The organism is Saccharothrix sp. 6-C, from assembly GCF_016695385.1.
GTDB lineage: Bacteria > Actinomycetota > Actinomycetes > Mycobacteriales > Pseudonocardiaceae > Actinosynnema > Actinosynnema texasense.
In genome coordinates, this window is sequence record NZ_CP064192.1 from 3528137 (window position 1) to 3539182 (window position 11046).

Sequence of the window (11046 nt, forward strand, 5' to 3'; positions counted from 1 at the left end):
GGTCAACGCCTCTCGTGCGGCGCCACGAGCCGGTCGTCGGAGGCGCCGAGCAGCCGCCGGTCGTCCAGGCCCTCGTGCTCCTCGGCGTGCACGGGCGTCAGCTCGACGAACGTGACCTCGTGGCGTGCCAGCGCCAGGTCGAGCGGGACCCGGCCGTCCACGACCGCCGCCGACCGGTGCTCCAGGGCGGGACGGGCGCAGTCGCGCAGCACGTCGAGCGTCCGCAGGTCGGGCGACCGCGGCCGGCCCAGCTCGCGCCACGCGCCGAACGCGTTGCCGTCGTGCTCGTTGACCCGTTCCCGGCGGACGAACGCGCGCGGACCCGCCACCGGCACCGACAGCCGCACCTCGTGCCGCTCGGCCGCGTCCGGGCCGTCGGTGCCGCCGACCGGCTGCCAGGCCAGCACGGTGGTCCGGCCGTCGTCGGTCGCGCACACCAGGTGGTCCTCGCCGCGCGCCAGCACGTGGGCGCCCATCCGGGCCATGAACGCGTAGAGGTGGTAGGTCGGCTTCGGCACCTGCCGGTGGGTGAGCAGGCCGAACCCGCCGTGGAACAGCGAGGTGGGCACGTTCTCCTCCTCGAAGACGTCGCAGAACGTCCAGTAGGAGTACGAGTCCACCAGGTCCGTGCCGCCGGCGAGCACCGGGGCCAGGTACGCGGCGTGGTAGGCCGTGTCGTGGATCGGGTTGTCCGGCCGGTAGGAGCTGTTGAACTCGGTGATGTGCACCGGCAGCCCGGCCAGCGCGGTGCCCGCCAGGTGCTTGCGCGGCGCGTCGAACTGGTCCAGCAGCGCGCCGGGCGCGGCGAGCGTCTGGTAGGTGCCGAACGGGACGTGCTGCGCCGGGCCGGACGTGTAGGCGTGCCTGCTGACGAAGTCGATCGGCACGTCGCGGCGGGTGACGAAGTCGGCGAACGGCTCCCACCACTCGTCCGCGCCGGGTGAGATCGCCGGGCCGCCCACCCGGAGCCCGGCGTCGACGTCCTTGACGGTCCGCGCGGTCAGCTCGTACAGCCGGAAGTAGGCCTCCTGGTCGGCGTCCTTCCAGAAGTTGACCAGGTTCGGCTCGTTCCACACCTCGATCGGCCAGGTGCGCACCTCGGCCGGGCCGTAGCGGTCGACCAGGTGCCGGACGACGGCGCGGACCAGCGCGGCCCACTCGTCCCAGTCGTTCGGCGGGGTGATGTTGCCCTTCCACCAGAACACCGCGTCCTCGCCCGAGGCGAGCGCGGTCGGCATGAACCCCAGCTCGACGAACGGCCGGATGCCCAGCTCCAGGAACCGGTCGAACACCTGGTCCACGTAGGTGAACGAGTAGCGGGTCACCCCGTCGCCGGACCGGCGGTGCACGCCCATGTCGTCGGACAGCAGCCCGTGGCCCCGGATGTGCCGGAAACCGATGTCACGCTGCACGAGGGCCAGGGACTCCTGGTAGTCGGCGCGCAGCGCGAGGTTGAGCCGGCCGGTGCCGACGCAGTGGCGCCACGACTCGGACAGGCGGCCGATCGGCTCGCCGGGGACGGTGACGCGGTGCAAAACCCCTCCAGACCGAACGGCCCGCCGCCCGTGGCGCGGCGGTCGGACACCGGTGGTCCGGTCACGGCGTCGTGCCGTGACCGGACCGCTGAGCCGACTCAGCCGTTCTTCTCCTTGTAGCGCTTGTGGGCGCCGTTGACCAGCTCGACGAGGTCGTTCGAGCCCTTGGCCTCGAGCTCCTTCACGTAGGCGTCCCACGTGGACATGTCGCGCTGGCCGAGGATGAACTGCAGCGTCGACTGCGTGACGAAGTCCTTGAGCGGGCTCTCCAACAGGGCGGCGCGCTCGCGCTCCTCCTCGTTCAGCGGCGCGGGCGGCGGCAGCGCCTCCACCTTCTTGTTTGCCATCGTCTTCTGGAAGGCGACCTCTTCCTCGGTGAACATCGACTGGAGCAGCTCGGTGGCGCCGCCGTAGTAGAAGACACCGCCCTGGAAGCCGAAGTCGCGCTGGAGGTTCTTCGGCGCGCCGACGTTCATGCCGCCGAACGCCACCTCGGGCTTGAGCGTGCGCTTACCGGACGCGTCCTTGTCGTAGGTCGTGCCCTTCACGCCCCACTTGGTGAACTCCTGCGCCTCGTCGGAGTACCACAGCCAGTCGATGAACTGCATCGTCGCGACGAACTTGTCGCTCTCGACGGCCTTCGCCGACACCATCAGGCCGCTCTCCAGGCGCGTGCCGCGGATGACGTCGCCCTTGGGCCCGGCGGGCAGCGGGATCTTCGCCACGGTCGCGCCGGGGATCTTGGAGACGTTCGGGCGGTAGTCGTTGACGATGTTCTGCGCGTTGCTGCTGATCGCGAACGACTTGCCGCTGGCGAACTTCTGGATCGCCGCGTCGTCCTTCTGGGTGAAGCTCTCCGGGTCCATCAGGCCTTCCGCGACGAGCTTGCGGAAGTACTCGACGAGCTGCTTGTACTCCGGGGTCGCGCCGGTCAGCTCGTACTTCTGGGCGGACTCGTTCCAGATCGTGTTCTTGACGTAGCCCCAGCCGGCCTGCGTGCCGAAGGTCTGGCCCGCGTAGTTGAGGATCGACTTGCCCTCGAAGCGGTCCGACAGCGGGTAGCTGTCCGGGTTGGCGGCCTTGATGGCCTTGAGGACGGTGTAGACCTCGTCCCAGTTCTTCGGCGCCTGGAGGTTGAGCCGCTTCAGCTCGTCGGTGCGGAACGCGAGCGTGTAGTCCTGCCAGATCTTCTCGTGCATGCCGGGCAGCACGTAGAACTTGCCGTCCTCCTGGCGCAGCGTGTTCAGCTCCGGCTGGAGCTTCCACTTCTCGACCTTGTCCTTGAAGTTCGGCATCAGGTCGATGTAGTCGCTGACCGGCAGGATCGCGCCGGAGGAGACGAACTGCTCCTCCTGGCCCGGGTAGGTCTTGGAGATGATCGTGGGCGCGTCACCCGAGCTGATCAGCAGACCGCGCTTCTGGTCGTAGTCGCTGTAGGGCACGACCGTCGGCTTGATGGTGATGTTGGTCCGCTGGGTGATCTCCTTCCACAGCAGCCAGTCGTCCTTGATCGGGTAGTGCGACTGGTCGAGGTAGAGGAGGCTGACGTCCAGCGGCTCGCTCGCCTTGAACTGCGCGCCCGCCTTGTAGTCGGCCATCGAGGCGGTCTTCTTGCCGTCGAGGTTGACGCCACCGCCGGCGTCCCCGCCCTCCTCGCTGCACGCGGCCAGGCTGACCACGAGGCTGCCGGCGACGGCAGTCAGAAGCGTTCGCTTCCATTTGGTTCGCATCGAGCTGTCTCCTCAGGTGATTGACGCCGTCGTCAACTGGAGCGGATGCGCTACTGCTTGACCGCGCCGAGCATCACGCCCGACACGAAATAGCGCTGGATGAACGGGTAAACGGCGATGATGGGCAGCACGGTGAGCACCATCGTCACGGCCTTGATGTTCGCGGAGATGGCGACCGCGTTGGTCTCGACGGCGCCGACCGACGTGGCCGAGGTGGCCCCGGCGATCATGTTCCGCAGGTACACCGTGACCGGGAACAGGTCCGACCGGTCGAGGTAGAGGAACGCCTGGAACCACGAGTTCCAGTTCGCCACCGCGTAGAACAGGATCATGGTGGCGAGCACGGCCTTCGACAGCGGCAGCACGATGCGCAGCAGGATGCCGTAGGTGTTCAGGCCGTCGATCGCGGCGGCCTCCTCCAGCTCCGTCGGCAGGCTCTCGAAGAACGCCTTCATCACCAGCAGGTTGAACACGCTGATCGCGTTGGGCAGCACGATCGCCCAGATCGTGTTGGTCATCCCGAGCCCGTTGACCAGCACGTAGTTCGGGATCAGGCCGCCGTTGAAGAACATGGTGAACACCGCGATGCCGACCAGCAGGCCGCGGCCCTTGAGCCGGTGCTTCGACAGCACGTACGCGTAGACCGTGGTGAGCACGATCGAGATCGCGGTGGCCGTCACGGTGTAGATCACGGTGTTCAGGTAGCTGTTCCAGAACGCGGGGTCGGACGCGACCAGCTTGTAGGTGTCGAGGTTGAACCCGCGCGGCACCAGGTTGACCTGGCCGGTGCGGATGTAGACCTCGCTGCTGAACGACTGGGCCACGATGTTGACGAACGGGTACAGCGTCACCGCGACCACGCCGAGCAGCACGACCGCGTTGACCACCCGGAAGACCCGGTAGCCGGGGGAGTCGTCCAGGGAGGTGCGGCGGGGCCTGGCGGGCTGGTCCAGCCGCTCCGCGAGGCGCGTCGGGTCGGTGGTCACCACAGGCTCGTCCCCACTGTGCGGCGCGAGATCGCGTTGGCGGACAGGATCAGCGTCAGGCCGATGATCGACTCGAACAGGCCGATCGCGGCGGCGTAGCTGAAGTTGTTGGACACCAGGCCGACCCGGTAGAGGTAGGTCGACACGACGTCCGCGGTGGGATAGGTCAGCGGGTTGTACAGCAGCAGGACCTTCTCGAACCCGACCGCCATGAACGTGCCGATGTTGAGGATCAGCAGCGTGATCATCGTCGGGCGGATGCCGGGCAGCGTCACGTGCCACGTCTGCTGCCGGCGGTTCGCGCCGTCGATCCGGGCCGCCTCGTAGAGCTGCGAGTCGATCGTGGTCAGCGCGGCCAGGTAGAGGATCGTGCCCCAGCCGACGGTCTGCCAGACCTCGGAGGAGACGTAGATCGTGCGGAACCAGCTCGGGTCCTGGATGAACGAGACCGCGTCGCCGCCGAGGGCGCGCACGATCTGGTTGACCGTGCCCTCCAGCGACACCAGCTGCATGACCATGCCGGCCACGATCACGATCGACAGGAAGTGCGGCAGGTAGGACACCGTCTGCACGAACCGCTTGAAGTAGCGCGAGCGGACCTCGTTGAGCAGCAGCGCGAGCACGATCGGCAACGGGAAGGTGAAGATCAGCGACAGCGCGCCGAGCGCCATCGTGTTCCCGAAGACCTCCCAGAAGTTCGGGTCGTTGATGAACATCTTGACGTAGCGCAGGCCGACCCACGTCTCGCCGTAGATGCTGCCGCCGGGCACGAACTTGCGGAACGCGATCACGTTGCCGAGCATCGGCGCGTAGCGGAAGACCAGGAAGAACAGCAGCGGGACGATGACGAGCGTGTAGAGCTGCCAGTCCCGCTTCCACGCCTTGCGCCAGGTGTTCCCGTACCGGGGCGTCTTCGGCGGTTTCCCGGGTCTGCCCGGCGCCGCCTCGGCCGCCGGCTCGCTGATCTGGGTGGTCATGACCGGTCCACCTCCTCGTGGGTGACCGACACGGCGGTGAGCCACCTCCGCGTGTGGTCGACTTCGCGCAGCGGGCCGACCAGCCTCAGGTCCACCGCTTCGTGCACGTCCGCGCTCGACCGGGACACGCGCAGCTGCACCGCGCCCGGTTCCACCACGCGCCCGCCGTCCCGGCCGGTGAACGACGTGGCGTCGGCCGGCACCCGGAACGCGACGCGGGCCGACGCGCCGGCGGCCAGCTCGACCCGCGCGTAGCCGACGAGCCGCACGACCGGCCGGGTCACCTGCGCGACGGGGTCGTGCAGGTACAGCTGCACCACGTCCGCGCCGGCGCGCGGGCCGGGGTTGCGCACGTCCAGCTCCACCTCGACCTCGCCGTCGGTGGCCCACGGCCCGTCGCCGGACGTGAGGCGCACGGGCGACCAGGTGAACGTGTCGTAGCCCAGGCCGTGGCCGAACGGGAAGGCGTGCGTCGGGTCGACGTTGGACACCTCGGTGCGCCGGCCGAGCGGCGCGGACAGGTAGGTGCCCGGCTGGCCGGACGGGTCGTCCGGGATGCCGAGGGGCAGCCGGCCGGACGGGGAGACCGCGCCGGTCAGGACGTCCGCGAGGGCCCGGCCGCCGAGCTGCCCGGGGAAGAAGGACTGCACGACCGCCGCCGCGCCCTCGGCCAGGTCGCCGATCGCGTAGGGCCGGCCGGTGATGAGCAGCAGCACGACGGGCGTGCCGGTGTCGAGGACCGCGCGGACCAGGTCGGCCTGCGCGCCGGGCAGCCGCAGGTCGGTCGCGTCGCACCCCTCGCCCGACGTGCCGCGCCCGAACAGGCCCGCCCGGTCCCCGACGGCGACGACGCACACGTCCGCGTCCCGCGCCACCGCCACCGCGGCCGCGATGTCGTCGGCGTCGGGCTCGGCGGTGACCTCGCAGCCCTTCGCGTGGGCGATGTCGCCGCCCACCGCGTCGCGCAGGCAGGAGAGCACGGTCGGGATCTCGAGGCCGAGCCCGGCGTCGGGGTGGTGCACGCCGATGTGCGCGGGGAACGAGTAGCAGCCCAGCATCGCCATCGGGTCGTCGGCGAGCGGGCCGACCACGGCGAGCCGGACGTCCGGGCGCAGCGGCAGGACGCCGTCGTTGGCCAGCAGCACCACGGACTCGCGGGCGAGGCGGAGCGCGACGTCCCGCGCCCGCGGTGAGTCCAGCCGCAGCTCGTCGACGTCGTCGGGCAGCGGCGACCAGTCCGGGTCGAGCAGGCCGAGTTCGACCTTCTGGCGCAGCACCCGGCGCAGCGCCCGGTCGACCAGGCCCTCGTCCACGTCGCCGCGCTCGACCGCCTCGCGCAACGGCGTGCCGTAGCAGCGCACGGTCGGCAGCTCCACGTCCACCCCGGCGGCGAGGGCCAGCGCGGCGGCGTGCGCCTCGTCCTCGGCCACGCCGTGCAGGGTCTGGAGGAACTTGACCGCGAAGTAGTCGGCGACCACCGTGCCGTCGAAGCCCCAGGTGTCGCGCAGCAGGGTGGTGAGCAGCCCGGCGTCGGCCGCGGACGGCAGGCCGTCGATCTCGGTGTAGGACTGCATGACCGACCGGACGCCGCCGTCGCGCACGGCCATCTCGAACGGCGGCAGGATCACGTCGGCGAACTCGCGCGGGCCGACGGCCACCGGCGCGAGGTTGCGACCCGCGCGGGAGGCGGAGTACCCGGCGAAGTGCTTGAGCGTGGCGACGACCCCGGACTCTTCCAGGCCGCGCACGTACGCGGTGGCGACCGTGCCGACGAGGTACGGGTCTTCGCCGATGGTCTCTTCGGTGCGGCCCCAGCGGTAGTCGCGGGTGACGTCCAGGACCGGCGCCAACCCCTGGTGCACGCCCGCCGCGCGCATCGAGTCGCCGATCAGGCCCGACATCTCGGCGACCAGGTCCGGGTCGAACGACGCGCCCCACGCCGGCGGGGCGGGGTAGGCGGTCGCCCGCCAGGCGGCGAAACCGGTGAGGCACTCCTCGTGGACCAGCGCCGGGATGCCGAACCGGTTGGCTTCGGCCACCTCCCGCTGCGAGGCGGCGAGCGAGCGGGCGCCCGCCACCGGTTCCACCGGCCGGGTGCCGAACGGGCGGGTGAGCTGGCCGAGGCCGTGCGCGATGACGTCGGCCCACACCACCGGGTCGCCGGTGAGGTCGTGCTGGTGCGGTGCGACACCGGCGCCGGAGGGGTCCGCGCCGACCCAGACACCGACGAGCTGGGCCAGCTTCTCCTCGAGGGTCATCGCCTCGACGAGCGCGTCGACCCGTTCGGCGACAGTCCGGGAGGTGTCCCGCCACGCCCCGCTCGGCCGGTCGGCGGCAGTCGGGACGGCGTCGCCTGCCGGCGTCGTCGCGACCTCCGTCGTCCTGTTCATCATCGACCAGGTACCCCCGCTCACGTCTTCGTGAAGACCGAAACTATCGAACTACTTTCCGACATGCCGATCTGGTGGGGTGACCGTAGGAGGATCTCCGCACGACGTCAACAGTCCGTGTCCTTCCTGTGTCTTCGCAGTTCACAGGTATGAACCGCCGCAGATTTGCACCTGGTTACTGGACCGATTACGTCAATGATCCACGTGTGGAGCTGTCATGCTGGTGGTCGGAAGGTCGAACCTTTACGCTCGGCCGTCGAAACTTTAGAGCCGGTGTGCGGTGCGCGGACCGCGACGCGGACAGGGGGCAGCATGAGTTCGTCGACCGAGCGGGACCCCGCCGGCGCCGTGCCGGAGAAGACGGTGAAGGGCGCGGCGTCGATCTCGTCGATCGCGGCCGAGGCGGGGGTGTCGATCCCGACGGTCTCGAAGGTCCTCAACGGACGGCCGGACGTCGCCCCGGACACGCGCGCCCGCGTGGAGAGCATCATCGAGCAGCACCGGTACCGGCGACGACGGGCACGCCAGTCGTCCCGGCCGGCGCTCATCGACCTGGTGTTCCACGAGATGCACTCGGCGTGGTCGACCGAGATCATCCGGGGTGTCGAGCTGGCCGCCGCGAACGAGCGCGCCGCCGTGGTGCTGTCCGAGCTCGGCGGCGAGCACCGGCCGCGCCGCGAGTGGTTCGACGACCTGCTGGCCCGCCGGCCGCTGGGCGTGATCCTCGTGCTGGCGGGGTTGGACGACGAGCAGCGCCGTCAGCTCGCCACGCGCAACATCCCGTTCGTGTTCGTGGACACCGCCGGCGAGCCGCCACCCGGCGTGCCCACCGTGGGATCGGCGAACTGGGCGGGCGGCCTGGCCGCGACCCGGCACCTGCTGGGCCTGGGCCACCGCCGCATCGCGGTCATCTCCGGGCCGACGACCATGCTGTGCAGCCGGGCCAGGGTCGACGGGTACCGCAGCGCGTTGGAGGACGCGGACGTCGTCGTGGACCAGGACTTCGTGCGGTACGGCGACTTCTACGTCCAGGGCGGGTACGGGCACGGCATGGAGCTGCTGAGCAGGCCCGACCGGCCGACCGCGATCTTCGCGGGCTCCGACTTCCAGGCGCTGGGCGTGATGCGGGCGGCGCGGGAGCTCGGCCTGTCCGTGCCGGACGACCTGTCGATCGTCGGCTACGACGACCTCTCGGTGACCGAGTGGATAGGGCCTCCGCTGACCACCGTGCGGCAGCCGCTGCGCGAGATGGCGACCACCGCCGCGCACATGGTGTTCAGCCTGGCGCGCGGCGAGCGGCCGCCGAACGAGCGCATAGACCTCGCCACCGAGCTGGTGGTGCGGGAGAGCACCTGCCCGCCGCGGGCTCGCTGACCGCTAGTTGTACTGATTCGTGACGTTGTTGACGTCTAGGGGGTCAGTCGGGTGATGGGTGGCTGGCCGCCGAGGGCGCTGTGGGCGCGGTGGTGGTTGTAGTCGTGGACCCAGTCGGGCAGGGCGGTCAGGCGGTGGTCGTTGCCGGTCCAGGCTTGGGCGTAGGCGAACTCGGTCCGCAGGGTGCGGTTGAAGCGTTCGGCTTTGCCGTTGGTCCAGGGGCAGCCGGGTTTGGTGAAGCGTCGGCGGATGCCCGGGGCGACGCAGACCGCCCGCCAGTTGCCGCCGACGCGGTAGGTCTTGGCGTTGTCGGTGAGCACCCGCAGCACCACGACGCCCCGGTCGCGGAACCAGGCCACGGCGCGGTGCAGGAAGGCGGCGCAGGTCGCGTCGCGCTCGTCGGGCAGTGCCTCGACGTAGGCCAGGCGGGTGCGGTCGTCCACGGCGACGTGCAGGTAGTCGTAGCCGATGCCCCGGCCGCGGACCTTCTCGCTGCGGCCGTGCGCCCGCCAGCCGCCGCCGTCGGGGACGCGGCCGAGTTTCTTGACGTCGACGTGCAGCAGGTCGCCGGGGTGGGGGCGTTCGTAGCGGATGCCGGTGTGCCGGCGCCGCACCGGCAGGCCGGTGATCGCATCGGTCGCGGCCAGGGCGGGCTCGGCGCGGCGGCGCAGGACCCGGCCGATCGTGGAGGCCGGCAGTCCGAGCAGTCCGGACAGGTGCACCGGCCCGCGTCGCACCGACCGTCGGACGGCGAGGATGCGGTCCTCGATCTCGGTCGGGGTGCGCCGGGGGCTGTGGTGCGGTCGTGAGCTGCGGTCGGCCGGCCCGGCGTCTCCTTCACCGCGGTGCCGGGCCAGCCACTTGTGCACGGTGGCCCGGGAGATACCGAGCTGCTCGGCGATGCTCGCGGGCGACCACCCGGCCGCGCGACGGGTCACGATCAGCCTGCGGGCATGGACCGTGGTGCGGGCGTTACTGTGCACGCGAGGACCTCCGTGTGCCGATGGGATGCGTCAGACACATCCACTCCGCCCGGAGGTCCTCCCTGCGTTCAACCCGACACGCCGTCAACAACCTGATTAGTCACTACAGCTAGCGCAGCGGCGTGTGCGCCGGGTCGACCCGTTCGCCGTCGCGGACGGGCCCCGGCGGCGTGCCGTCGCCGAAGGGCCGCCCGCCCAGCGCCTCCCGGCCGTGCGGCGTGACCCAGCCGGACAGGTCGGGCCCGTCGGGCACGATCCCGCTCGGGTTGATGTCCTTGTGCACGACGTAGTAGTGCCGCTTGATCTGGGCGAAGTCGACCGTGTCGCCGAAGCCGGGCGTCTGGAACAGGTCGCGGGCGTAGGCCCACAGCGCGGGCATCTCGGCCAGCTTCGCCCGGTTGCACTTGAAGTGGCCGTGGTAGACGGGGTCGAAGCGCACCAGCGTGGTGAACAGCCGCACGTCGGCCTCGGTGATCGTGTCGCCGACGAGGTACCGCCGGTCGCCCAGCCGGTCCTCCAGCCAGTCCAGCGCGGTCCACAGCCGGCCGTACGCCTCGTCGTAGGCCTCCTGGGTGCCCGCGAACCCGCACCGGTAGACGCCGTTGTTGACCTCGGTGAAGACGCGCCGGTTGACGGCCTCGATCTCGTCGAGGTGCTGCCGCGGCAGCAGGTCCGGCGCGCCGTCGCGGTGGTGCTCGCGCCACTCGGTGGACAGGTCGAGCGTGATCTGCGCGAAGTCGTTGGTCACCACCGCGCCCGTCGTCGTGTCCACGACGGCCGGCACCGTGATCCCGCGCGGGTAGTCGGGGTCGCGCTTGAAGTACGCCTCCTGCAACCGCTCGATCCCCAGCACGGGGTCACGCCCGCCGGGGTCGAGGTCGAACGTCCACGACCGCTCGTCGTGCGTGGGGCCGGGCAACCCGAGCGAGAGCGCGTCCTCCAACCCCAGCAACCGCCGCACGATGATGGACCGGTTCGCCCAAGGACAGGCCCGCGCCGCCACCAACCGGTACCGCCCCGGGACCACCGGGAACCCGTCCCGCCCGTCGGCGGTGACCCGCGTCGTGATGT

General features: G+C 70.7%; 8 protein-coding genes. 1 reads left to right on the top strand and 7 read right to left on the bottom strand.

From position 1 onward, the window contains the following. Positions 1-2: 2 nt before the first annotated feature. The 5 genes from IOD16_RS15135 to IOD16_RS15155 form a co-directional block, all read right to left on the bottom strand. Complete coding sequence (locus IOD16_RS15135) at positions 3-1535, bottom strand: GH39 family glycosyl hydrolase (protein WP_201440576.1); 1533 nt, start codon at positions 1533-1535, stop codon at positions 3-5. A 98-nt stretch (positions 1536-1633) separates the two neighbouring features. Beyond that, a complete protein-coding gene (locus IOD16_RS15140; RefSeq protein WP_201440577.1) occupies positions 1634-3265 on the bottom strand; it encodes an ABC transporter substrate-binding protein in 1632 nt (543 codons plus the stop codon). A 50-nt stretch (positions 3266-3315) separates the two neighbouring features. Next, the gene (locus IOD16_RS15145; protein WP_123747675.1) at positions 3316-4251 is read right to left on the bottom strand and encodes a carbohydrate ABC transporter permease; all 936 of its coding nucleotides are present in this window, start codon (positions 4249-4251) and stop codon (positions 3316-3318) included. Beyond that, positions 4248-5228, bottom strand: a complete 981-nt coding sequence (locus IOD16_RS15150) for an ABC transporter permease (protein ID WP_201440578.1) — start codon at positions 5226-5228, stop codon at positions 4248-4250. The genes IOD16_RS15145 and IOD16_RS15150 overlap by 4 nt, the downstream gene beginning before the upstream one ends. Further along, the gene (locus IOD16_RS15155) at positions 5225-7618 is read right to left on the bottom strand and encodes a glycoside hydrolase family 3 N-terminal domain-containing protein (protein WP_201440579.1); all 2394 of its coding nucleotides are present in this window, start codon (positions 7616-7618) and stop codon (positions 5225-5227) included. Before IOD16_RS15155 ends, IOD16_RS15150 begins: the two co-directional genes overlap by 4 nt. Before the next feature lie 312 nt (positions 7619-7930). Between IOD16_RS15155 and IOD16_RS15160 the strand changes: the two genes are divergently transcribed. Next, positions 7931-8992, top strand: coding sequence for a LacI family DNA-binding transcriptional regulator (locus tag IOD16_RS15160; protein ID WP_201440580.1), 1062 nt, complete (start codon positions 7931-7933; stop codon positions 8990-8992). A 35-nt stretch (positions 8993-9027) separates the two neighbouring features. Here the strand turns inward: IOD16_RS15160 and IOD16_RS15165 are convergent, their stop codons facing one another. Both IOD16_RS15165 and IOD16_RS15170 read right to left on the bottom strand, forming a co-directional pair. After that, positions 9028-9975, bottom strand: a complete 948-nt coding sequence (locus tag IOD16_RS15165) for an IS481 family transposase (protein ID WP_201440581.1) — start codon at positions 9973-9975, stop codon at positions 9028-9030. Positions 9976-10084: 109 nt separating this feature from the next. Continuing rightward, the gene (locus tag IOD16_RS15170) at positions 10085-11044 is read right to left on the bottom strand and encodes a glutathione S-transferase family protein (RefSeq protein ID WP_236595166.1); all 960 of its coding nucleotides are present in this window, start codon (positions 11042-11044) and stop codon (positions 10085-10087) included. Positions 11045-11046 lie beyond the last annotated feature (2 nt).